The 22,014-nt window shown below is 69.3% G+C and carries 20 protein-coding genes; 12 read left to right on the top strand and 8 right to left on the bottom strand.

Features of this window, described 5'->3' with window-relative positions:
* Nucleotides 1-6 precede the first annotated feature (6 nt).
* Both ACSVDD_RS00495 and ACSVDD_RS00490 read left to right on the top strand, forming a co-directional pair.
* The gene (locus ACSVDD_RS00495) at nucleotides 7-696 is read left to right on the top strand and encodes a TetR/AcrR family transcriptional regulator (RefSeq protein ID WP_448187322.1); all 690 of its coding nucleotides are present in this window, start codon (nucleotides 7-9) and stop codon (nucleotides 694-696) included.
* A gap of 116 nt (nucleotides 697-812) precedes the next feature.
* Nucleotides 813-1,241 (top strand): hypothetical protein, encoded by a 429-nt coding sequence (locus tag ACSVDD_RS00490; protein ID WP_448187321.1) that lies wholly within the window; start codon nucleotides 813-815, stop codon nucleotides 1,239-1,241.
* A 67-nt stretch (nucleotides 1,242-1,308) separates the two neighbouring features.
* On the opposite strand, the gene ACSVDD_RS00485 is transcribed toward ACSVDD_RS00490, so the two are convergent.
* Complete coding sequence (locus ACSVDD_RS00485; protein ID WP_448187320.1) at nucleotides 1,309-2,934, bottom strand: acyl-CoA synthetase; 1,626 nt, start codon at nucleotides 2,932-2,934, stop codon at nucleotides 1,309-1,311.
* 104 nt (nucleotides 2,935-3,038) lie between these two features.
* Nucleotides 3,039-3,947, bottom strand: a complete 909-nt coding sequence (locus ACSVDD_RS00480) for a lytic transglycosylase domain-containing protein (protein WP_448187319.1) — start codon at nucleotides 3,945-3,947, stop codon at nucleotides 3,039-3,041.
* Nucleotides 3,948-4,384: 437 nt separating this feature from the next.
* Here ACSVDD_RS00480 and ACSVDD_RS00475 point away from each other — a divergent pair, with 437 nt between their 5' ends.
* From ACSVDD_RS00475 to ACSVDD_RS00465, 3 genes are read left to right on the top strand one after another with little or no spacing between them, the layout of a single operon-like run.
* On the top strand, nucleotides 4,385-4,996 hold the full coding sequence (locus ACSVDD_RS00475) for an FmdE family protein (protein ID WP_448187318.1): 612 nt from the start codon (nucleotides 4,385-4,387) through the stop codon (nucleotides 4,994-4,996).
* Nucleotides 4,993-6,090, top strand: a complete 1,098-nt coding sequence (locus tag ACSVDD_RS00470; protein WP_448187317.1) for an NnrS family protein — start codon at nucleotides 4,993-4,995, stop codon at nucleotides 6,088-6,090. Before ACSVDD_RS00475 ends, ACSVDD_RS00470 begins: the two co-directional genes overlap by 4 nt.
* 25 nt (nucleotides 6,091-6,115) lie before the next feature.
* Nucleotides 6,116-6,622, top strand: a complete 507-nt coding sequence (locus ACSVDD_RS00465) for a hemerythrin domain-containing protein (protein ID WP_448187316.1) — start codon at nucleotides 6,116-6,118, stop codon at nucleotides 6,620-6,622.
* Here the strand turns inward: ACSVDD_RS00465 and ACSVDD_RS00460 are convergent.
* Entirely contained in the window at nucleotides 6,607-7,206 is a 600-nt protein-coding gene (locus tag ACSVDD_RS00460; RefSeq protein ID WP_448187315.1) for a TetR/AcrR family transcriptional regulator, read from the bottom strand. The two genes, ACSVDD_RS00465 and ACSVDD_RS00460, sit on opposite strands and share 16 nt — an antisense overlap.
* Nucleotides 7,207-7,314: 108 nt before the next feature.
* Between ACSVDD_RS00460 and ACSVDD_RS00455 the strand changes: the two genes are divergently transcribed.
* From ACSVDD_RS00455 to ACSVDD_RS00440, 4 genes are all read left to right on the top strand, one after another.
* The gene (locus ACSVDD_RS00455; protein ID WP_448187314.1) at nucleotides 7,315-7,785 is read left to right on the top strand and encodes a MaoC family dehydratase; all 471 of its coding nucleotides are present in this window, start codon (nucleotides 7,315-7,317) and stop codon (nucleotides 7,783-7,785) included.
* Between the two features lie 180 nt (nucleotides 7,786-7,965).
* Nucleotides 7,966-8,127, top strand: a complete 162-nt coding sequence (locus tag ACSVDD_RS00450) for a hypothetical protein (protein WP_448187313.1) — start codon at nucleotides 7,966-7,968, stop codon at nucleotides 8,125-8,127.
* A 21-nt stretch (nucleotides 8,128-8,148) separates the two neighbouring features.
* Nucleotides 8,149-8,802, top strand: a complete 654-nt coding sequence (locus tag ACSVDD_RS00445) for a chemotaxis protein CheC (protein WP_448187312.1) — start codon at nucleotides 8,149-8,151, stop codon at nucleotides 8,800-8,802.
* A gap of 10 nt (nucleotides 8,803-8,812) precedes the next feature.
* On the top strand, nucleotides 8,813-10,708 hold the full coding sequence (locus tag ACSVDD_RS00440) for a PAS domain-containing hybrid sensor histidine kinase/response regulator (RefSeq protein WP_448187311.1): 1,896 nt from the start codon (nucleotides 8,813-8,815) through the stop codon (nucleotides 10,706-10,708).
* 295 nt (nucleotides 10,709-11,003) lie between these two features.
* On the opposite strand, the gene ACSVDD_RS00435 is transcribed toward ACSVDD_RS00440, so the two are convergent.
* The 5 genes from ACSVDD_RS00435 to ACSVDD_RS00415 are packed head-to-tail and all read right to left on the bottom strand — an operon-like array spanning nucleotide 11,004 to nucleotide 16,952.
* Nucleotides 11,004-11,825: a beta-keto acid cleavage family enzyme gene (locus ACSVDD_RS00435; RefSeq protein ID WP_448187310.1), complete on the bottom strand. Its 822-nt coding sequence runs from the start codon at nucleotides 11,823-11,825 to the stop codon at nucleotides 11,004-11,006.
* A gap of 11 nt (nucleotides 11,826-11,836) precedes the next feature.
* A complete protein-coding gene (locus tag ACSVDD_RS00430; RefSeq protein ID WP_448187309.1) occupies nucleotides 11,837-14,968 on the bottom strand; it encodes an efflux RND transporter permease subunit in 3,132 nt (1,043 codons plus the stop codon).
* Complete coding sequence (locus tag ACSVDD_RS00425; protein WP_448187308.1) at nucleotides 14,965-16,146, bottom strand: efflux RND transporter periplasmic adaptor subunit; 1,182 nt, start codon at nucleotides 16,144-16,146, stop codon at nucleotides 14,965-14,967. Before ACSVDD_RS00425 ends, ACSVDD_RS00430 begins: the two co-directional genes overlap by 4 nt.
* Nucleotides 16,143-16,763 (bottom strand): TetR/AcrR family transcriptional regulator, encoded by a 621-nt coding sequence (locus ACSVDD_RS00420; protein WP_448187307.1) that lies wholly within the window; start codon nucleotides 16,761-16,763, stop codon nucleotides 16,143-16,145. Before ACSVDD_RS00420 ends, ACSVDD_RS00425 begins: the two co-directional genes overlap by 4 nt.
* 54 nt (nucleotides 16,764-16,817) lie before the next feature.
* A complete protein-coding gene (locus tag ACSVDD_RS00415) occupies nucleotides 16,818-16,952 on the bottom strand; it encodes a hypothetical protein (RefSeq protein WP_448187306.1) in 135 nt (44 codons plus the stop codon).
* Between the two features lie 107 nt (nucleotides 16,953-17,059).
* Between ACSVDD_RS00415 and ACSVDD_RS00410 the strand changes: the two genes are divergently transcribed.
* Genes ACSVDD_RS00410 through ACSVDD_RS00400 form a run of 3 tightly spaced genes read left to right on the top strand, consistent with a single transcriptional unit; the run spans nucleotide 17,060 to nucleotide 22,007 of the window.
* Entirely contained in the window at nucleotides 17,060-17,719 is a 660-nt protein-coding gene (locus ACSVDD_RS00410) for a TetR/AcrR family transcriptional regulator (protein WP_448187305.1), read from the top strand.
* Nucleotides 17,712-18,860, top strand: coding sequence for an efflux RND transporter periplasmic adaptor subunit (locus ACSVDD_RS00405; RefSeq protein WP_448187304.1), 1,149 nt, complete (start codon nucleotides 17,712-17,714; stop codon nucleotides 18,858-18,860). Before ACSVDD_RS00410 ends, ACSVDD_RS00405 begins: the two co-directional genes overlap by 8 nt.
* A gap of 3 nt (nucleotides 18,861-18,863) precedes the next feature.
* On the top strand, nucleotides 18,864-22,007 hold the full coding sequence (locus ACSVDD_RS00400; RefSeq protein WP_448187303.1) for an efflux RND transporter permease subunit: 3,144 nt from the start codon (nucleotides 18,864-18,866) through the stop codon (nucleotides 22,005-22,007).
* Nucleotides 22,008-22,014 lie beyond the last annotated feature (7 nt).

Below are 22,014 nucleotides of genomic sequence, written 5' to 3'. Positions count from 1 at the left end.
GACGGTATGGGCACGCTGAAGGAATTCCAGTCCGGCCGCGATCTGTCCATGGAAGGGCTGTGCGCCCGTCTGCTGGAGCGCCATCGCGAGATCGTCCGCATCAAGAAGCCGCACGTGGCGGTCGCCAACCTCGCCCGCATCGTCGAGGCGACGCTGAGCATGGCGAACCGCAAGGGCTTCCATTCCATGACCCTGCGCGATCTGACCGAGGGCTCCAGGCTCAGCATGGGGGCGCTGTACGCCTATTTCGACAGCAAGGAGACGCTGCTGATGATGATCCTCGGCACCGTCGCCACAGCGGTCGAGGAGACGCTGGGCAGCCCGCCAGCGGACCTCGCGGCCGATCCGCGCGCCCGGCTGCGCTGGCTTCTGGAGACGCACGTCTATTTGACCGAGGCGATGCAGCCCTGGTTCGCCTTCGCTTACATGGAGGCCAAGGCCTTCCCCCAGGCCGGCCGTGACGCAGCGCAGCAGAGCGAACTGGCGACCGAGGCGCTGATCGCCGACACGCTGGCCGAGGGCGCCGAGCGCGGCGTGTTCCGCATGGAGGACGTGGCGATGACCGCGGCGCTGGTGAAGCCGTTGTTGCAGGACTGGTACGTCAAGCGCGGCAAGTACCGCCGCCGCGGCGTGACGCCGGAGCGCTACGCTGCCAGCGTGATCGGCTTCGTGGAGGCGGCGATTCTCAGCGGATGAAGAAACCGCGGCCGAGTGTGGGCCGCCTCACATCCGCGCCGGGCGGGCTTGGGTAGGGTCTGGTCATCGAGACGCACCGGGGCGAACGAGCCCCACCAACCCAAGGAGACCACCCCATGATCCGTCGTTCGCTGCTCGCCGTCGCCGCCCTGACGCTGTTCGCCGCCCCCGCCATGGCGCAGAACGTCGCCAGCGTCTCCAACACCGCCGCGGGCATCGGCAACGTCGCCAGCCAGGGCGCCACCGTCTTTCAGCGTGGTGGCGGGCCGAACGTCGCCGGCGTGTCGAACCTCGCCGCCGGCATCGGCAACTCGGCCAGCCAGAGCGCGCTGGTCATGCAGCGGAGCAGGGGCCAGCTCTCCGGCGGCTCGACGGCCCTGGTCGGCAACACCGCGGCGGGCATCGGCAACAATGCGGTCCAGGGGGCGACCGTGATGCAGCGCTCCAGCGGCCTGTTGGGCCCGGCGAACTTCGCCAACGTGCAGAACCTCGCCGCCGGCATCGGCAACTTCGCCGGCCAGGGCGCCCTGGTCCGTCAACGCTAGCCGCCAGCGCTAAGCCCCGCCTGAAACCACAGACCCCGGCCGGAGAGATCCGGCCGGGGTCAAGGGTTTACTCGATCACCTTCGCCTGATCCCGGAGCACGAACTTCTGGATCTTGCCGGTGGAGGTCTTCGGCAGCGGGCCGAACACCACGGTCCGCGGCACCTTGTAGCGCGCCATGTTCTGCTGGCAGTAGGCGATGATCTCCGCCTCGGTCACCAGTTCCTCGGAGCCCGGCTTCAGCGTGACGAAGGCGCAGGGCGTCTCGCCCCACTTCTCGTCGGGGCGGGCGACGACGGCGGCTTCCATGACGTGGGGGTGGCGGTACAGCACCTCCTCGACCTCCAGCGACGCGATGTTCTCGCCGCCGGAAATGATGATGTCCTTGGAGCGGTCCTTGATCTCCACGTAGCGGTCCGGGTGCATGACCGCCAGATCGCCGGTGTGCAGCCAGCCGTCGCGCAGCGTCTCCTCGGTGGCCTTTGGGTTTTTCAGATAGCCCTTCATCACCGTGTTGCCGCGCAGCGCCAGTTCGCCCAGCGTCTTGCCGTCCGCCGGCACCGGCTCGCCGGTCGTGGGGTCGAGCACGGTCTGCTCGGCCATGGTCACCATGTTGACGCCCTGCCGGGCCATCAGCACGGCACGCTCCTCCAGGTCCAGCGCGTCCCACGCCTCCTGCCACGCGCAGACGCTGGCCGGGCCGTAGCACTCCGTCATGCCGTAGAGGTGCGTCACCGAGAAGCCCATGCGCTCCATCTGGTCGATGACCATGCTGGGCGGGGCGGCGCCGCCGGTGGCGACGCACACCGGGCCGTGGCCGAAGCTGCGCTTCACCGCGTCGGGGGCGTGGATCAGCATGGTCAGCACCACCGGCGCGCCGCAGAGGTGGGTGACCTTTTCCTCGGCGATCAGGCGGAAGATCTCGGCCGGGTCGACCGCGCGCAGGCAGACGTGCGTGCCGCCCACCGCCGTCACCGCCCACGGGTAGGTCCAGCCGTTGCAATGGAACATCGGCAGCGTCCACAGATAGACGCTGCGCGGGTTGAGCCCGAAGGTCAGCGCGTTGCTGAGCGCGTTCAGGTGGGCGCCGCGGTGGTGATAGACCACGCCCTTGGGGTTGCCGGTGGTGCCCGAGGTGTAGTTCAGCGAAATGGACGCCCACTCATCCTCGGGGAAGGTGAACGGCCGCTCCGCGTCGCCGGTGGCGAGGAAGTCCTCGTATTCCGTGTCGCCGACCGGCTCGACGGTCTGGGCGTGCGGATCGTCGATCCAGACGACGCGCGGGCGGTTCGCCATGCCGTCGAGCGCCGCCTTCGCCACCGGCGCCAGACCGCGATCGACGATGAACAGATTCGCCTCGCAATGGCCGAGGGTGAAGGCGACGGTGGCCGCGTCCAGGCGCGTGTTGATGGCGTTCAGCACGGCGCCGCAACCGGGCACGCCGAAGTGCGCCTCCAGCATGGCGGGCGTGTTGGGGATCAGCACCGACACCACGTCGCCCGGCCGGATGCCGGCCCGCTCCAGGGCGCTGGCCAGCCGGCGGGAGCGCTGCTCAAGCTCGGCGTAGGTGAGCCGCCGGGCGCCGTAGATGCACGCGGTCTTCGTCGGGTAGACCTGCGCCGAACGGCGCAAAAAATCGAGCGGCGTCAGCGGCTGATGATTGGCGGCGCGCTTGGCCAGACCGGTCTCGTCCACGGCGGTTCCCTTCCCTCATGCGGTTGACCGCATGGTAGGGCGGCCATACCGCCATGGGCAAGGGGGTGCGGCGTTTGGAGCCGCACCTTATAGAAACCGCACCGTTAGAACCGGGCCGGAGCACCGATCGGGGTCTGGGCGACGCAGACGCTGTTCTTGCCCTTCAGGCTGCCGCAACCGTCGGTGCGCTGGGTGACGAAGCGGATCTGCACGCGGTCGGGATCGACGCCGGGTTGCAGGAACGCTTCGGCGATCTGGTAGCGGATGTTCGGCTTCGCCGCCTTGGCCGGCTGAACGGGCTGCGGGATCGGCTGAACCTGGGCGACCAGCACCGGGGCCGGCGCCGGCTTGGCCTTCGGCTGCTCCTTGACGGGCGCTTCCTTGATCGGCTCGGGAGCGGCGGCGACGATGACCGGCGGCGGGGCCGGGACCGGCTCCTCGACGCGGGCCACCTGGACCGCCGGCTGGACGGCGGCCTGGGCGGCCGGCTCGGGCTTCGGCGGCAGGACGGCGACCTCGACCGCGGTGGCGCTGCTGGAGGCCGAGGGGATGCGCGGCTCGTCCTTCACCTTGGGCGTCAGCGCGGCGATGTACATCCGCGTCTCGCGCGGCAGCTTCTGCTTGCCGGCGAGGTGCTGCGCGTAGCACTTCGGGCCGCAGTTGTAGGCGGCCAGGAAGCCCGGCGAGCCGAACAGGTCGAACATCTCCCGCAAATACGCGGTGCCGGCCAGGATGTTGTCGCGCGGGTCGGCCGGATCGGGGCCGAGGTTGTAATGGTTGCGCATCAGCTCGTAGGTGCCGGGCATCACCTGCATCAGGCCGAGAGCGCCGGCCGAGCTGGTGATGGTGCGACCCTGGACGGTGGCGCGGCCGCCGCTCTCGCGGACCATGACGGCGCGAATCCACGGTTCCGGCACGTCGAAGCGCGCCGACGCCTCGCGCATGTACGGGACCCAGCGGGCCAGGGGATCGTTGGGATCGATCGGCGCTTCGGCCGAGGGGAGGTTCGCCATCGTGGAGTCGGGCGTCGTGGCGCATCCACCGAGACTCGCGCCGACCATCAGGAGAGCGCCAAAGGCAAACCGTGCCGTACGCTCTTTCGTGCCCATCAGGGCGAGAGTGCCGCGAATATTCACTAAAAAGCGTCCGATCCGATGTTATTCGATCGATAGGAGTAATTCGCTTTTTCAGTGAGCCGCCGCCCCAAGTCAAGAGACAAGGTCCCTTTGCTCGGCGTCTGCGACGGTTTTGCCCATCTGTTCCGGTTGTGGCGGGACATTTTGTGGACAAGGAATGGGCACGGCACCCTTCGGACGGGCGGCTTCCCGCAGACCTTCGCGCCGCACCACGAATCGGGTGCGAATCGCCGGTGTTTGTCCGCGGTCAAACCGGAACGCTGCGGCCGGGTTTAGCCTGCGGCCTTCCCCTCACCCACCGGAGACCGTGCCCCATGACCTTCCCCGCCTTCTACGATCAGGCCCCGCGCATCCGCGTCCGCGACCCGCTCAGCGCCTTTCTCGGCGCCAGCGCGGACGGCGTGCTGGAGTACGGCTACGCCGACGCCGTCCGTTTGGCCGGGCACTCCTGCCCGACGCTGGCCGGTGCCTACCTGATGACGGTGAAGGCGTTGAACCACCTCTACGGCGGCACCCTGCCCGAGCGCGGCGGCATCCAGGTGTTCTTCCGCGAGGCGGAGACCACCAGCGCCACCGGCGTCATGGGCCGGGTGGCGGCGATGCTCACCGGAGCCGCGGGCGACGACGGGTTCAAGGGCATCGCCGGCCAGTTCGACCGCCGCGACCGTCTGTTCTTCTCCGCCGCCATCGAAGGAGACATGGGCCTGCGCCGGATCGACACCGGGGCTGGCGTGCAGGTGCGCTTCAAGGGCGCCGTGGTCCCCTCCTCGCCCGAGACCCGCGACCTGCTGCCGACGGTGCTGAACGGCACCGGCACCGCGCAGGACGCGGAGCGCTTCCGCGCGCTGTGGCAGGGCCGCGTCAAAGCCATCCTGTTGGATTACGCCGACGACCCCGCCCTGGTGGAACTGACCCACTGGGCATGAGCGAGGCCATTCCGCCCAGGCGCCGGCCAAGCGGCCATCGCGTCTTCTTTCCGCTGGCGCTGCTCTACGCGGCGCTGGTGGTGCCGTACTGGACGGCGGCCTACGCCGGGCTGCTGCCGGCCAGTTGGACTCCGGCCGTGCACGCGCACGAGATGGTCATGGGCTACGCGCTGGCGGTGGTCGGCGGTTTCCTGCTGACCAAACCATCGCGCGCCGGGCTGGCGCTGGCTGTTGGCGCGTGGCTGCTCGGCCGCGTGGCGGTGCTGGCCGGCTGGCCCTTCGCGCTGGCGGTGCCGGCGACGCTGGCCTACCCGCTGGTGCTGTTCGCGCTCGGCGGCTGGCCGTTCCTGCGCACCGCCAAGAGCGGCCACAACGCCGTGTTCGGCCCGCTGGTCGGCGCCTTCGCGGTGGCCGAGGCGCTGTACTGGGCGGGCGGCGACGGAGGGCGCACCGGAGCGCTGTTCGCGCTGCACGTCGTCGGGCTGCTGCTGTTCGCCATGGGCGGGCGCATCATCCCCGCCGCCACCGCCGGGGAGGTGCGCCGCCAGGGCGGCCTGCTGGTGGAGCGGGTGCAGCCGCGCGTGGAATGGTTCGGCATTGCCGGCGGCATCGCCGCGGCGGCCTCGGTCGCCACCGGCTGGCTGCCCGCCCTGGGCGCCCTGGGGGCGTTCGCCATCGCTCTGGCGGCGTGGCTGCGACTGACGCGCTGGCGGACATCCGCGGTGCTCGGCCGCGCCGATCTGTGGAGCTTGCACCTGGGCACCGCGTGGCTCGGCCTGGGCTGGCTCGCGGCGGGGGTGGAGCGGTTGGCGCCGCTGCCGGGCGGGGCCGGCTGGCACCTGCTGGGCACCGCGGCGCTGGGCACCCTGGCCGGCGCCATGATGGTGCGCGTCACCTTGCAGCGCGAGGCCTGCCCGCCGGACTTCCCGCCCGCCGCGGTGGCCGCAGTGGCTCTGATCGGCGTCGCAGCGGTGCTGCGCGTCGGGGCAGGCTGGCTGCTGCCGGGTTTGCTGTTCACACTGGCAGCGGCCGCCTGGATGGCGGCGCACGGCTTGCTTTTCATGGTGGTCGGGCAGATCCTGCGCCGCCGCTGACCACTTGGACCGAGGAGGGTCCCCCATGCAGGCCATTTCCCAGACCGGCCGTCTGATCAACCAGGATCACGACCGCACCGCCGCCATCCTCAACCGGCTGGAAGCGCATCTGGAACAGGCCGAAACCCGCGGCATCCCCGCGCTGGACGACGAAGTGCGCGCTCTGGTCGCCGACCTCAACACCGAGCTTGAGACCGAACTGACCACGCATTTCGATTTCGAGGAGCAGGTGCTGTTCCCGCTGATCACCGATTCCGGCGGGCACGAACTGGTGCAGCACCTGCTGAACGAGCACGAGGCCATGCGCCCCATCGGCCGGCGCCTGCAACGCTATTGCGCGCTGGCGCTGCGCGACGGCAGCTTCGACGAGGACAGCTACGGCCCCTTCGTCCATTTCGGCTGGGACCTGTTGGAGCGCCTGGAGCGCCACTTGCAGGTCGAGGAGACCTCGTTCCTGCTGGCCGTCGAGGCACTGATGCTCAACAATCCCGACATCGACGCGAAGATCGCCGGGACCTACCGGGCGGCCTGAGGCACCTTCCCGCACGCCGCATCGATCAGCACCGCCGCTGCCTCCGGGATGGCGCGGTCGGCGCCCTCGGGGCCAAGCATCCGCCCACCGGCGTAGGCGCCCTGCATCAACAGCAACAGATGCCCGGCCAGCGCCTCGGGGTCGCGGGCGCCAGCGGCCTCGGCCAAGCCGCGCAGGCGGTCGCGCATGGCGCGGACGTGGCGCTCGGCGATGGCGCGGCCGGGATGGTCGGTGTCGCGGAACTCCACGCTAGCGTTGATGAACGGGCAACCGCGGAACTTCGGATGCGCCGTCCACTTGCCCAGCGATGCGAACAGCGCCTTCAACTGTGCCCGCGGGTCGCCGGGGTGGCGCGCAGAGACACCGTCCCACCACGACCAGAACCGGCCCTCGGTGTCCTCCAGATAGGCGCAGATCAGGTCGTCCTTGGAGGCGAAATTCCGGTACAGGCTCATCTTCGCCACGCCGGAGCGGGCGATGATCGTGTCGACGCCGACCGCGCGCATGCCCTCGCGGTAGAACAACTCCCCCGCCGTATCCAGGATGCGCTCGCGCGCCGTCCGCCGCACTTCGTCCGTTGCCACGGCACCCCCCGCCCAAAAGCCCGGTTGACATGATACAGACCTGTCTCTATTATCGCAAGAAATGAGACAGATCTGTCTCGTCCATTCCTTCCGAGGAGACCCAGCCGCATGCTCTACCTCGACGACCTGAAGCCGGGCGACCGTTTCCCCGGTGGCTCCACCACGGTGTCCGAACAGGACATCCTCGCCTTCGCCGGGCAGTTCGACCCGCAGCCCTTCCACCTCGACCCGGAGGCCGCCAAGGACACGCTGTTCGCCGGCCTGGCATCCAGCGGCTGGCACACCGCGGCGCTGACCATGCGGATGATCGTCGACAGCCCGCACAAGCTGGCCGGCGGCACCATCGGCATGGGGGTGGAAAGCCTGCAATGGCCGCGTCCCGTGCGGCCCGGCGACAGGCTGAGCGTCGAGAGCGAGGTGCTGGAGGTGCGCCCGTCCCTCAAGCGGCCGGACCAGGGCGTGGTGCGCATGCGCGTCGTCACCGTCAACCAGAACGGCGAAGAGGTCTTGCGCTGGGTTGCCAACCTGCTGGTGCAGCGCCGCACCGGCGCCGAGGCGGATCAGCGCGCCGCCGAATAGACGGCAGGAATTTCGGCCTATGAAACCCAGCCAAAAGAACTAACGACTGTCATCTTGTTGACGATGCCCGCAAAATAACTATTTCATCGCGTAAGAATTGGAAAAACGTCCCGACTGCTCAGCGTGCGCGTGTCGCGCTTTCCTCGTGGCACGGACTGGTCGGGGACGGTGGGGCGAATCATGGAACAGGCTTTCCAGGTCGTGGACGACAGCAAGCCCGGCGAGGACGGGCTGGGGCGCACCCGCGCGCTCGGCGCCGCATTCCTGGAAAAGCCGGATTCCCGCGACGCGCTGGCCGGCTTCGCCGCCGCCCTGCCCGCGCACTCCTCCCACAGCGCCTGAGCGCGCGGAGGGGACGCGGCCATGCTGGAAACCCTCAGCGAACTGGAAACGGATGCCCTGACCGAACTGGTCAACGTGTCGGTCAGCAAGGCAGCGGTGACACTCAGCAAGATGGTGCACGGCGGCGTGTCGCTGACCGTGCCGAAGGTGAGCGTCGTGCCGCGGGCTTCCGCCGCGGCGATGCTGACCGCCAGCGCCGACGACCGGCTCGTCGCCGTCGGCGAGGAGTTCAAGGGTCCCTTCTCCGGCTCGGCCGTCATGGTGTTCCCGGTGTCCAACAGCCTGGAACTGGTGCGCGCCGTGCTGCCGCACATGGCCGACCTGGATGAGATCATCGAGATGGAGCAGGAGGCGCTGAGCGAGATTGGCAACATCCTGATCAACAGCTGCCTGTCCACGCTCGCCAACATGCTGCGCCAGCGCATCACCACGTCGCTGCCGCGCGTCATCTACGGTGCGGCCACCGATATCCTGACCTATGGCGACGAGGACGGGGCGTCCGATCAGGTGATGATCTTCCACGTCGATTTCATGATGAAGGAGCGCGGCATCCACGGCTTCATCCTGATCGTCATGAGCGTGTCGTCGATGATGGCGTTGCGCGACTGCGTGGCGGCGCTGGTGGCTCCCTACGCCGAGCCCGGCGAGGCCAGTCTGCCCGCCCGCCGGGCGTGAGGGGAACGCGATGCCTGACCTCGCCGACCTCGCCTCCTTCGACGATCTGGACTTCGGCGTCATCGTCCTGGACGATGGCTTGACGATCCTCGGCTGGAACCGCTGGATGAGCGAGCAGTCGGGCATCGCTATCGGCGACGCCATCGGAAGCGGCCTCTTCGCGCTGTTCCCCAATCTGGCGGAGGGCCGCCTCGCCCGCGCCATCGAGGAAACGCTGACCTTCGGCACCTCGTCGGTGGTGTCGCATTACCTGAATCCCAACCTGATGCCGCTGGTGACCCGCGTCGGCGAGCGGCACCACCCCACCCACCAGTCGATCATCACCAAGCCGCTGTCCGGCCCGCGGCTCGGCTGCCTGTTGCAGGTGCACGACATCACCGTGTCGGTGCGGCGCGAGCAGCAGTTGCGGCAAGGCCGCGCCGCGCGCTATCGCGCCATCGTCGACACCGCCACCGACGCGATCGTCACGGTGGACGAGGGCGGAATCATCCACTCGGCCAACCGCGCGGCGCACGCGCTGTTCGGCTGCGCCGACGGCGCGCTGGTGGACACCCCCGTCGCCGTGCGGCTGGAGCAGTTCGAGGAGGGCCGCACCCGCGTCCACCGTGCCGACGGGCGCGAGGTGCACGTGGACATCTCCATCGGCGCCTGGACGGCCGAAGGACGGCGCTTCTTCACGGCGATCATGCGCGACATCACCGCGCGCATCGAGATGGAACGCACCATCATCGCCGCCAAGGAAGAGGCCATCGCCGCCCGCATCGCCGCCGAGACGGCGAACCGCGCCAAGTCCAAGTTCCTCGCCGCGGCGACGCACGACCTTCGCCAGCCCGTGCAGTCGCTGATGCTGTTCTCGGCGGCGTTGGCCGCCGGCCAGGACACGGGCCGCACGCAGCAGGTGCTGAGCCACATGGACCGGGCGCTGGGCGCGCTCAAGGGCCTGCTCGACAGCTTGCTGGACATCTCCAAGCTGGACGCCGGCATCGTGCACGCCAAGCGCGAGGCGTTCCCCATCGACGACCTGATAACCACTATCGATTCGAGCTACGGCCCGGTCGCCGCCGCCAAGGGGCTGGCATGGTCGGTCCGTGCGCCGGACGTCGCGGTGCACAGCGACCCCAACCTGTTGGGCCGCATGGTGCGCAACCTCGTCGAGAACGCCGTCCGCTACACCCAGAAGGGCGAAATCGCGGTGGAGTGCACGGTGCGCGGTGCGCGGCTGGCGATTTCCGTGCGCGATACCGGCATCGGCATCCCGCCCGAGAGCCTGGACGAGATCTTCACCGAGTTCCACCAGCTCGCCAACCCCGAGCGCGACCAGAAGCAGGGCCTCGGCCTCGGCCTCGCCATCGTGCGACGGCTGTCCGGGCTGCTCGACCACCCGGTGGAGGTGCTCTCCACGCCGGGCGTGGGGTCGGTGTTTACGGTGGTGGTGCCGCTCGACCGCGTCGAGGCGGTGGGGCCGGATGCACCGGAGCGGCTGGACGGTGCCGGCGTGTTCGCCGTGCTGATCGACGACAACCCGGTGATCCTGATGGGTCTGCGTGCCCTCCTGGAACAGTGGGACTACTCGCTGCTGACCGCCGAGTCCTGCGACGAGGCGGTTGCCGAACTGTCCCTCAGGGCGCGGGCGCCGGACGTGATCGTCGCCGACTATCGCCTGCGCGAGCAGCGCACCGGCACACAGGCGATCCGCACCATCCGCGCCCGTTACGGCACGCACATCCCGGCGGTGATGCTGACCGGCGAGAACAGCCCGGAATGCGTGTACGACAGCAAGACCGAAAGCTTCACCATCCTGCACAAGCCGGTGGAGCCCGAGCATCTGCGCCGCACCCTGGCCGAGGTCATCCGCGCCGCCGGCCTGCGCCACCCCCGCGGCCGGCGCGGAGCGCGGCAGGCGTAGGCGCCGACCAAAGCCCGAGTTGGCCGCTCAGGCATTTCCGCAAAGGGTCAACGCAGAACGCAAGACATCAAAAAGCCCGGCAGCCATAGGCTCCGGGCTTCAGTTTCGTTCTATTTATTTAAGTATTGGCGTTTCCTCCCCGGAAGTCGTTCCGGTGTTCCCCGTTCGACTTCGCTTGGACGTTTTATGCCAAAGCCGAGGCCGGCATTGAAGCAATCTATGGACATAGGCGCGACATCCTTTAGGGCGAACCCGACCCCCGACCAAAGGAGTACGCCCAGCACAATACTACGCCTTACGCCATAACACCGCCCAGCATCGCACGCGCCTGCCCGGCGGTGGCAAGCGGACGGCCGAGCAGCGGGGCGAGGTCCGCCGCCTGCCGCACCAGCGCCGCGTTGTCCGGGGCCGGGCTGCCATCGGCGAGGAGCATGTTGTTCTCGAACCCGACGCGCCCGTGCCCGCCGAACGCCGCGGCGGCCGCCACGCAGGCCGCCTCGCGCCGGCCGAAGGCGCAGACGGCGAAGGCCAGCGGCCGGGTCCAGGCAGCCAGGAAGGGCAGCAGGTCGCGCGGGTCCGATTGCTGACCGGCGGTGTAGCGGCCGAGCACGAACAGCACGCTCGCCCCCGCCTCCGGCACCACACCGCGGGCCAGCAGTTCGTCGAAGCGCCGCACATCGCCGGGGTCGTAGAGGATGTACTGGATCAGCGTGCCCGCATCCGCCTGTTCGGCCAGGAAGCGGGCGGCCTCGGGTTCGGCGGCCAGGTCGGGCAGCAACTCGCGCACCGCCGCCGAGAACGCCTCGGGCCGCAGGTCGCGCATCGCCGCCATCTGCTGCGCCGGGGTGTAGAGGCCGACCGCCTCGGTCGTCGCCTGGATCAGCAGGCCGTCGCCGACCTCGCGCCGGATCGCCGCGGTGGCGGCGCGGTAGGCATCGGCGTCCAGCGTGTGCCCGCCGTTGCGGTCGCGCACATGCAGGTGAATCATCGCCGCCCCGGCCTCGCGGCAGAGCGCCGCCTCGCGGGCGATCTCGTCCGGCGTCAGCGGGATCGCCGGATGATCGGCCTTGCCGCGGCGCGCCCCGTTGGGCGCCACGGTGACGACGAGCGGGGCCATGGGAGCCTCCGTCAGTCGTCGCCGGCCGACACCACGTGGCCGGGAGCAGCCTCCTCGGCGGGGCGGCGGTGCAGCAGGCGATTGGCCAGACGCCCGGCGTCCTCCATGTACAGGTACAGCACCGGCGTGATGTACAGCGTCAGCATCTGCGACACCACAAGGCCGCCGACAACCGCGAGGCCGAGAGGCTGGCGCAGTTCGGCGGCGGCGCCGTGGGCGACGGCGATGGGCAGCGTGCCCATGATCGCCGCCATCGTCGTCATCATGATCGGGCGGAAGCGCAAGACGCAGGCGCGCTCGATGGCCTCGCGCGGGCTCATGCCCTGCTCGCGCTGGGCCTCCAGCGCGAAGTCGATCATCATGATGGCGTTCTTCTTGACGATGCCGATCAGCATGAGGATGCCGATCACCGAAATGACGTTCAGCTCCTGCCCGAAGAGGATCAGCGTCGCCAGCGCCCCGATGGCCGCCGAGGGCAGGCCGGACAGGATCGTCAGCGGGTGGACGAAGCTCTCGTACAGCACCCCCAGCACGATGTAGATGACCAGCACCGCCGAGGTCAGCAGCAGCGCCTGACCGGCCTGGGCGTCCTGGAACACCTGCGCGGTGCCGGCGAAGCCGGTGCTGACGGTGGCCGGCAGGCCCAACTGCTGCTCGACCCGGCGCACCGAGGCCACCGCATCGCCCAGCGCCACGCCGGGGGCGAGGTTGAACGAGATGGTGACCGCCGGCAACTGCCCCTGGTGATTGACGGACAACGGCCCGGCGGTGCGCTCGACACGGGAGAAGGCATCCAACGGAATCAGCTTGCCGGCGTTGTTGCGCACGTAGACTCGTGAAAGGGCGCTGTCGTCCTGCTGGTATTTGGGGTCCAGCTCGATCAGCACCTGATAGTCGTTCGACGGCGTGTAGATGGTCGACACCTGCCGCTGCCCGAAGGCGCTGTAGAGCGTCGAGCGCACCTGATCCGCCGTGACGCCCAGCGTCGTCGCCTTCTCGCGGTCGATGTTGACGTAGGCCTGCGGGCTGTTGAGCTGCAAATCGCTGGTGACATCCTGCAGGATCGCCACGTCGCGCAAGCCGCGCTCCAGCTTCTGCGACCAATTATACAGCTCGGGCAGGTCGAGCGCCTGCACCGTGTATTGGTACAGGCTCTTGGACGAGCGGCCACCGACGCGCAGGTTCTGGATGGGTTGGATGAAGGCCGCCAGACCGGGGATCTTCTGGAGGTCGCGGCGGAGCTGCTGCACGACCTCCTGCGCCGGCGGGCGCTCCGCGCGCGGTTTCAGCGCCACGAACATGCGGCCGGTGTTCGAGGTCGGGTTCGGTCCGCCGGCACCCGCCGCGGCGTTGACGTAGGCCACCGCCGGGTGCGCCTTGACCAGCGCCGCCGCCTGCCGCTGCCGCTCGGCCATGGCCGGGAAGGCGATGTCGGGCGCCGCCTCGGTCTGCACGAACAGCTGGCCGATGTCCTCGGTCGGGAAGAAGCCCTTTGGCACCATCGACACCAGATAGCCGGAGCCGACAATGGTGCCGACGAACACCAGCAGCATCACCGGCCGCGCCCGCAGCGCCAGCCGCAGCGTGGCCTCATAACCGCGCAGCAGGATGTTGAAGCCGCCCTCCAGCACGCGGCCCAGCGGCCCTTCCTGTTCGCCGTGCTTCTCGCGGGTGAGGAAGCGCGAGCACAGCATCGGCGTCAGCGTCAGCGACACGAAGGCCGACGCGGCGATGGCCATGGTCACCACCATGGCGAATTCGTGGAACAGCCGGCCGACCACGCCGCCCATCAGCAGAATTGGGATGAACACCGCCACCAGCGACAGCGTGATGGAGACGATGGTGAAGCCGATCTCCTTGGAACCCTTGATCGCCGCCTCGAACGGCCCCATGCCCTCTTCGATGTAGCGGACGATGTTCTCCAGCATGACGATGGCGTCGTCCACCACGAGGCCGACCGACAGCGTCAGCGCCAGGAGCGACACGTTGTCGATGGAGAAGCCCATCTGCTGCATGCCGGCCGCTGTGGCGACCAGCGAGATCGGCACCGCCAGCGCCGGGATCAGGGTCGCCGACAGCTTGCGCAGGAACAGGAAGATCACCAGGATCACCAGCCCGATGGTCAGCACCAGGGTGAACTGCACGTCCTCCACCGCCTCGCGGATCGACAGCGAGCGGTCGTTGGTCACGTCGATGGAGACGGCGGGCGGCAACTGCGCGCGGAAGGCCGGCAGCAGGGCACGCACGCGGTCCACCACCTCCACCGTGTTGGCGTCGGGCTGGCGCTGCACCGCCAGCACGATGGCGCGGGCGCCGTTGTACCAGCCGGCGGTGCGGTTGTTCTCGACGCTGTCCTGGACGCTGGCGATGTCGGTCAGGCGCACCGGCGCGCCGTTGCGAAAGGCGATGATCAGCTCGCGGAACGCCTCGGCGTTGGGCAGCTGCGGGTTGGCGGCCAGCACCAGCTGCTGGCGGTCGCCCGACAGCGTGCCGACCGGCGAGTTGGCGTTGGCCGAGGCCAGCGCCTTCTGCACCTCGTCGATGCCGATGCCGCGCGCCGACATGGCGTCGGGGTCGACCTGGATGCGCACCGCGAACTTCTGCGAGCCGTAGATCTGCACCTGCGCCACGCCGTCCAGCGTGCCGACGCGCGGCTGCACGATGGTTTCGGCATAGTCGTTCAGCGTGGACAGCGGCGTGGAGGGCGAGTTCAGCGACAGGAACAGGATCGGCTGGTCGGCCGGGTTGACCTTGCGGTAGCTGGGCGGGTTGGTCATCTCCGCCGGCAGGCGGCGCGCCGTTCGGGCGATGGCCGCCTGGATGTCGGCGGCGGCGGCGTCGATGTTGCGCTCCAGCACGAACTGGATGGTGATCGCCGTGTTGCCCAGCGTCGAGGACGAGGTGATGGTGTCGATGCCGGCGATGGTGGCGAACTCGCGCTCCAGCGGCGAGGCGACGGAGGCCGCCATGGTCTCCGGGCTGGCGCCGGGCAGCTGCGCCGAGACGGCGACGACGGGGAAGTCCACGCGCGGCAGCGCCGCCACCGGCAACTGCCGGTACGCCGCCACCCCCGACAGAACCAGCGCCGCCGTCAGCAGGATGGTCATGACCGGACGGCGGATGCACAGCTCGGAGATGTTCATGAGGCGCCTCCGGGCTGGGCCGATTTGGCTTCCGTCTTGCCGCCCCCGCCGGGAGCGCCGGCGGGCGCGCGGTCGGCGATCAGCGCGCCGGGGAACAGCCGCGACTGGCCGTCCACCACCACTCGCTCACCGGGTTGCAGGCCGCTGGTGATCACCGCCAGCCCCTCGAAGGTGCGGCCCACCGCGACGGTGCGCATCTCCACCGTGTTGTCGGGCTTCACCACATAGACGAAGCGGCCGTCCTGGCCGGTCTGCACGGCGTCGCTGGGCAGCGTCAGGGCCTGCGGATCGACGCGCAGCCGCAGCACCACGTCGACGAACTGGCCCGGCCACAGCATGGTGTCGGCATTCGGGAACTCGCCGCGCACCAGGATGGTGCCGCTCTGCTGGTCCACCTGACTGTCGATGAAGGCCAGCACGCCCTCGGCCCGCGCCGCGCGGTTGCCGGGCAGGTTGGCGCCGACGGTCAGCCGGCCCTCGCGCATCGCCTGCCGGATCGCCGGCAGGAAGCGCTCGGCCACATTGAAGGCGACGTTGATCGGGCGAAGCTGGGTGATGGTCACCAGCGGTGTCGCGTCGGCGGCGCGCACCATGGTGCCGCCCTTGGCGTTCACCGTACCGGTACGACCGTCGAGCGGCGCGACGATGCGGGCGTAGCTGAGCGAGACCTTGGCGCTCTCGATCGCGGCCTGATCGGCCTTGACCGTGCCCTCCAGCGCGGCGGAGGTGGCGACCGCGGCGTCGTATTGCTGGCGGGCGACGGCGTCGCGCTTCAGCAGCTCGTTGTAGCGGACGACGTCCTGCTTCGCCTTCTCCAGGTTGGCCTTGTCGCGCTCCAGGTTGGCCTGCGCCTGACGGAGCTGTGCCTGCAGCGCCCGGTCGTCCAGCGTGAACAGCGGCTCGCCGGCCTTGACCTCCTGCCCTTCGGCGAAATGCACGGTGTCCACCACCGTGTCCACCCGCGCCTTGATGGCGATGGTGGCGATGGGCTGCACGGTGCCGATGGTGGCGATCTCCTCCGGGATCGGGCGGATCTCGGCCGGGCGGGTCACCACGGGCACGGCCTGGCGCGCGGCGGAAGCGGCGGGCTTCGGCGCCTCCGCGCGGGGCGTCTGCGTGTACCAGTAGCCGCCAGCCGCCAACGCCGCGAGCAGGAGGAGCATCAACACGCGCTTCATGAACACCAACTCCCAGCGTCGTCGGCCGCCGGTCTTGCCAGCGCGCCCTTGAGTACGAGATCGAGGATCGCGGCTTCCAGCCGCTCCGGCGCCGTGCCGCCGGACAACATGATGGCGCCGCGCGCCATGCCGATGATCAACAGCGGCGTCATCTCCGCATCCACCGCGCGGAACCGCCCGGCCGCATGGCCGGCCTCCAGCACGTCGCGCAACGCCGCGGCGATGCGGCCGGCGCGGCGGCGGAACACCTGCCGCCCCTGTTCGGCAAGATGCGAGTGGTCGCCGCCCAGCACCTTCAGCGTCGGCAACTGCTCGACAAAGGTGGTGAGCAGCGCCCGCACGCGCTGGGCCAGCACGTCTTCCGGCGCTGCGCCGACCGGCGGCGGGGCGTGCAGCAGCACCTCCAGCCGGGCCAGCGCCCCGTCGAAGGAGTGCAGGTACAGCTCCTCCTTGGAGGGAAAATAGCGGTACAGCGTAGCCTTGCCGACACCGGCGTACTTCGCCACGTCGTCGACCTGCACCTCATGGTACGGACGGCGCCCGAACAGCTCCGCCGCAGCCGCGAGGATCGCCTCGCGCCGGCGCAGACGCCATTCCGGGGTGTTGTCGAGGGGCATGAAAATGAAACTCGCCAGTTCCAAAACTGACGATATCGTTTCGTTAGAGCACAATCAAGCGTGCTGGATCTTTGGATACACCGGATCCAGCACGCGGTAAGGCTGCGGCTCCGGCCGCGGGCGCAGGCCATTGGCGCGGATATCCTGCCACAGTTCCTCAAGGTACGGCAAACCGTTGAACAGCGCCACCGCCGACAACGTCGCAACGACCCGGCATGTTCCAGCAAGCGTCGGCACAACCATTGACAAACGGCCTATGCGTGCTTATTGAATGAACGTTCATTTTATAAAGCACCATGTCCCACGAATCCCCACCCACGCCGACGCGCCGGACCCGCCGCAAGGAAGCCCGCCCCGCCGAAATGATCGAGGCGGCGCGCGACCTGTTCATTGAGCGCGGTTTCGCCGCCACCAAGCTGGACGACGTCGCCCGCCGGGCCGGCGTGTCGGTCGGCCTGCCCTACGCCTACTTCGAGAACAAGGCCGGTCTGTTCAAAGCCGTGGTGCGCGAGTCCGTGCTGCCGAACATCCGCCTGGGCGAGGAGATGCTGGAAAGCTTCCCCGGCCCGACGGAGGAGCTGATGCGCCACCTCGTCACCCGCTACGGACAGATGAACGACGAACCGGCCGCCGGCCTGCCCAAGCTGGTGATGGCGGAGGCCGCCAACTTCCCCGACCTCGCCCGCTTCTATGTGGAGGAGGTGGTGACGCGCGGCCGGGGCATCTTCGCCCGCCTGATCCAGCGCGGCATCGACCGCGGCGAGTTCCGCCCGGTGGACGTGCAGCACATGGCGCGCGTGCTGGCGGCACCGCTGACCATGCTGACAATCTGGACGCACTCGCTCGCCCCCTATGAGATCGACCCCGGCACCACTGCCGAGGGATTCCTCGATTCCTACCTCGACCTCGTTCTGCACGGCCTGCGGGCCGCTCCCAAGGACGCCCCCGATGCCTGAGACCTCCCCGCCCCGGCGCCGCGGCATGCGCCGGATAGTCCTCAGTCTGCTGGTGATCGCAGCGCTGGCCGGAGGCGGCCTGATGTGGCAGGCGCGCAGCAGCGGGCAGGCGGCGGTCAACAAGGACGCACCGCCGCCCGAACGCACGCTGGAGCTGGCCGCCATCGAGCTGACCCGCGTGGCGCCGCGCCGCCTGACCGAGACGGTGCGCCTGTCCGGCTCGGTCGATCCGGTGAACTGGACCCTGGTGAAGTCGGAAGTCGCCGCCACCCTGGCCGAGGTGCTGGTGCGCGAGGGGCAGGCGGTGAAGCGCGGCGACGTGCTGGCCCGCTTCGACACCCGCGACCTCGCCAACCGCCTGGCCGAGAAGGAAAGCAATCTGGCGGGCGCCAAGGCGCAGCTCGTCTACGCCGAGAAGACGCGCGCCAAGAGTTTGGCGTTGCGCCAGAAGGACATCATCGCCGAAGCCAATCTGGATCAGGCGCAGAGCACGTGGCAATTCCAGCAGGCGACCGTGCAGGCGATGGCCGCGCAGGTGGAGATGGCGCGCAAGGCGCTGAACGACGCGGTGGTTCGCTCCCCCATCGACGGCATGGTGGCCGAGCGCACCGTCAACCCCGGCGAGACGCTGGCGGTGAACACGAAGATGTTCAGCGTGGTCGACCTCAGCCGTGTCGAGGTGACCGCCACCGTGCCGGCCGACGACGTGGCGCGCCTCAAGCCCGGCCAGCCGGTGGCGCTGCGCGTCGAGGGATTCGGCGAGCGGATTTTCCAGGGCACGCTGGCGCGCATCAACCCGCAGGCGCGGGCCGGCACGCGGGCGATCCCCGTCTATGTGGCGGTGGAAAACGCGGACGGGTCCTTGCGCGGCGGCATGTTCGCCACCGGCGACGTGGTGGTGGCCGAGGCGGAGAACGCCATCGCCCTGCCCCCGGCGGCGTTGCGCCACGACGACCAGGGCGACTTCGTGCTGACCGTCGTCGACAGCCGCCTGACCCGCACCCCGGTCCGCCGCGGCGGCGCTTGGGGACGCGCCGAACTGGTCCAGGTGGAGGGGCTGACGGCCAGCGACCTCGTCGTCACAGCGCCGTTGCCGGGCCTTCAGCCGGGCCAAGCCGTCCGCGCGGCGGCGGGGGTGTAGGCAATGCCGATCACCCGCATCAGCGTCGACAACCCGGTCTTCGCCACCATGCTGATGGTGGCGCTGATGGTGTTCGGCCTGTTCTCGTACCAGCGCCTGGGCGTCGATCAGTTCCCGGACGTGGACTTCCCGGTGGTGGTGGTCTCCACCGAGTATCCCGGCGCCAGCCCGGAATCCGTCGAGACCGACGTCTCGCGCCCGGTCGAGGAGGCGATCAACACCATCGCCGGCATCAAGACGCTGACCTCGCGCTCCTACGAGGGGCGCTCGGTGGTGATCGCCGAGTTCGACCTGAAGACCGCCTCGACCCAGGCGGTGCAGGACGTGCGCGAGAAGGTCTCGGCGCTCCGCCCAACCTTCCGCACCGAGGTGAAGGAGCCGCAGATCTCGCGCTTCAACCCGGACGACCAGCCCATCGTGTCGGTCGCGGTGAAGTCGGACATCCGCACGCTGCGCGACCTCACCACGCTGACCGACCAGATCATCCTCAAGCGCGTGCAGAACGTGCGCGGCGTCGGGCGCGCGACCATCGCCGGCGGCGTCAAGCGGCAGGTGCAGATCCGCCTCAAACCTGAGCGCCTGGAAGCCCTGGGCGTCGGCGTGGACGAAGTGGTGCGCGCCGTCACCAACGAGAACCAGGACATCCCCGCCGGCACCGTCGAGGGCGGCGGGCGCGAGCGCGTCGTTCAGGTGGACGGGCGCTTCGTCACGCCCGCGCAGTTCCTCGACCTGATCGTCGCGCGCCGCGGCAACACGCCGGTGCGCCTGGGTCAGGTGGCCGAGGTGCTCGACGGCCAGGAGGAGCAGGATTCGGTCGCACTCTTCAACGGCAAGCCGGCGCTGGCCGTTGATGTGGTGCGCGTGCAGGGCGCCAACACCGTGGAGGTCGCCAGGGGCCTGCAAAAGGCGGTGGCCGAGATGCGCCAGTCCGGCGCGGTGCCGCCCGACGTGGAGTTCGTGGTGGTGCGCGACACCGCGCGCGGCATCACCAACTCGCTCAACAACGTGCAGGAGACGCTGGTCGTCGGCGGCATTCTGACGGTGCTGATCGTCATGCTGTTCCTGGGGTCCTGGCGCAGCACGGTGATCACCGGCATGACGCTGCCGGTGGCGGTGCTGGGCACCTTCGCGGTGCTGGCCGCCATGGGCTACACGCTGAACGTCATGACGCTGATGGCGCTCTCCCTGGCCATCGGCATCCTGATCGACGACGCCATCGTCGTGCGCGAGAACATCATGCGCCATCTGCACCGCGGCCAGACGCACCGGCAGGCGGCGCTGGACGGCACGGCGGAGATCGGGCTGGCGGTGCTCGCCACCACGCTGACCATCGTCGCGGTGTTCCTGCCCGTGGCGTTCATGGGCGGCATCATCGGCCGCTTCTTCCTGCAATTCGGCATCACCGTGTCGGCGGCGGTGCTCATCTCGCTGTTCGTGTCGTTCACGCTCGACCCCATGCTGTCGTCGGTCTGGTACGACCCGGCAGCGCACGGCCGGCACGGGCGCGGGCCGTTCGGCTGGCTGGCATCAGCCTTCGAGCGCTGGTTCGAGAGCTTCTCGCAGGCCTATGGGCGGTTCCTGGGCTGGGCATTGCGGCGGCGCTGGATCGTCATGACCGCTGCGGGACTGATCTTTTTCGGCAGCTTCGCTCTGGTGCCGTTCATCGGCACCGAGTTCGTGCCGGCCGCCGACCTCGGCGAGTCGGTGGTGGAGGTGGAAACTCCGGTCGGCTCGTCGCTGGGCTACACCACCGCCAAGGTCGAACAGGCGGTCAAGGCGCTGCACGAGTTCCCGGAGATCGGCTACACCTACGCCACGGTGAACACCGGAACCTCGGTCGGCAAGAACAAGGCCAGCATCTACGTCCGTCTCGTGCCGCTGACCGAGCGCAAGCGCTCGCCCAACGACCTCGCCGCGCCGATCCGCGAGCGGCTCGCCGCCATTCCCGGCATCAGCGTCAACATCGGCATCCCCGGCGTGGGCGGCGTGCAGAAGCAGATCCAGGTCTCGGTCCAGGGCCGCGACATCACGACGCTGGACGGCATCTCCGGGCAGATCAACGCCGCCATGCACCGCATCCCCGGTTTCGTGGACGTGGACAGCAGCCTGAAGGCGGCCAAGCCCACCCTGTCCGTGCGCCTCCAGCGCGACCTCGCCAGCGATTTGGGCATCGGCACCACGCAGGTCGCCTCGACGCTGCGGCCGCTGTTCGCCGGTGACAAGATCTCCACCTGGAAGGCGCCGGACGGCGAGACCTACGACGTGCACATCCGCCTGCCGGAGAGCGCCCGCACCGGCCGCACCGACCTCGACCGGATCTATCTCGCCAGTTCGACCAAGGACGCCGAGGGCAACCCGCGCATGGTGCCGCTCAGTCAGGTGACCGAGGTGCAGACGACGCTGGGCGCCTCGCAGATCAACCGCCGCGACCTCGCGCGCGAGGTGCTGGTCAGCGCCAACGTGCAGGGCCGCGCGGTCGGCGACGTCGGCAAGGAGTTGCAGACGTCGCTTGCGCAGGTGCAACTGCCGCCCGGCTATCGGATCGTCTTCGGCGGCTCGACCAAGGACATCGCCGAGACCAGCAGCTACGCCGCGCAGGCGCTGAGCCTTGCGGTGATCCTCATCTACCTGATCCTCGCCTCGCAGTTCGGCAGCTTCCTGCAACCCTTCGCCATCATGGCGTCGCTGCCGCTGTCGCTGGTCGGCGTGTTCGTCGGCCTGCTGGTCGCCGGCTCCACGCTGAACATCTTCAGCGCCATCGGCTTCATCATGCTGATGGGTCTGGTGACCAAGAACGCCATTCTGCTGGTGGACTTCTCCAATCAGGCCCGCGCACGGGGCAAGGCGCTGAAGGAAGCGCTGGTGGAAGCCGGAATCATTCGCCTGCGCCCCATCGTCATGACCACGGCCGCGATGGTGTTCGGCATGCTGCCGCTGGCGCTCGGCCTCGGCGAGGGTGCGCAGCAGCGCGCGCCCATGGCGCACGCGGTGATCGGCGGGCTGATCAGCTCGACCGTGCTGACGCTGCTGGTGGTGCCGGTGGTGCTGACGTTCCTGGACGGCGCGTCGGTCCGCCTGAAGCGCTGGTTCGGCCGCAAGCGGCCGGACGCCGAGGTCACCACCGGGCAGACGGCACCGGCGGAGTGAGGGGCGG

This window comes from Azospirillum terrae, from assembly GCF_053470425.1.
Note: the sequence above shows the minus strand (reverse complement) of the source record. Positions and strands in the feature narration are given on the sequence as shown.

Excerpts from the sequence above, each read along its gene's own strand:
- ACSVDD_RS00435 (WP_448187310.1), bottom strand. The coding sequence starts at position 11,825 with ATGGCCCCGCTCGTCGTCACCGTGGCGCCCAACGGGGCGCGCCGCGGC.
- ACSVDD_RS00400 (WP_448187303.1), top strand. The coding sequence starts at position 18,864 with ATGCCGATCACCCGCATCAGCGTCGACAACCCGGTCTTCGCCACCATG.
- ACSVDD_RS00495 (WP_448187322.1), top strand. The coding sequence starts at position 7 with ATGGGCACGCTGAAGGAATTCCAGTCCGGCCGCGATCTGTCCATGGAA.
- ACSVDD_RS00410 (WP_448187305.1), top strand. The coding sequence starts at position 17,060 with ATGTCCCACGAATCCCCACCCACGCCGACGCGCCGGACCCGCCGCAAG.
- ACSVDD_RS00465 (WP_448187316.1), top strand. The coding sequence starts at position 6,116 with ATGCAGGCCATTTCCCAGACCGGCCGTCTGATCAACCAGGATCACGAC.
- ACSVDD_RS00450 (WP_448187313.1), top strand. The coding sequence starts at position 7,966 with ATGGAACAGGCTTTCCAGGTCGTGGACGACAGCAAGCCCGGCGAGGAC.
- ACSVDD_RS00430 (WP_448187309.1), bottom strand. The coding sequence starts at position 14,968 with ATGAACATCTCCGAGCTGTGCATCCGCCGTCCGGTCATGACCATCCTG.
- ACSVDD_RS00455 (WP_448187314.1), top strand. The coding sequence starts at position 7,315 with ATGCTCTACCTCGACGACCTGAAGCCGGGCGACCGTTTCCCCGGTGGC.
- ACSVDD_RS00440 (WP_448187311.1), top strand. The coding sequence starts at position 8,813 with ATGCCTGACCTCGCCGACCTCGCCTCCTTCGACGATCTGGACTTCGGC.
- ACSVDD_RS00475 (WP_448187318.1), top strand. The coding sequence starts at position 4,385 with ATGACCTTCCCCGCCTTCTACGATCAGGCCCCGCGCATCCGCGTCCGC.
- ACSVDD_RS00490 (WP_448187321.1), top strand. The coding sequence starts at position 813 with ATGATCCGTCGTTCGCTGCTCGCCGTCGCCGCCCTGACGCTGTTCGCC.
- ACSVDD_RS00405 (WP_448187304.1), top strand. The coding sequence starts at position 17,712 with ATGCCTGAGACCTCCCCGCCCCGGCGCCGCGGCATGCGCCGGATAGTC.
- ACSVDD_RS00470 (WP_448187317.1), top strand. The coding sequence starts at position 4,993 with ATGAGCGAGGCCATTCCGCCCAGGCGCCGGCCAAGCGGCCATCGCGTC.
- ACSVDD_RS00480 (WP_448187319.1), bottom strand. The coding sequence starts at position 3,947 with ATGGCGAACCTCCCCTCGGCCGAAGCGCCGATCGATCCCAACGATCCC.
- ACSVDD_RS00420 (WP_448187307.1), bottom strand. The coding sequence starts at position 16,763 with ATGCCCCTCGACAACACCCCGGAATGGCGTCTGCGCCGGCGCGAGGCG.
- ACSVDD_RS00445 (WP_448187312.1), top strand. The coding sequence starts at position 8,149 with ATGCTGGAAACCCTCAGCGAACTGGAAACGGATGCCCTGACCGAACTG.
- ACSVDD_RS00425 (WP_448187308.1), bottom strand. The coding sequence starts at position 16,146 with ATGAAGCGCGTGTTGATGCTCCTCCTGCTCGCGGCGTTGGCGGCTGGC.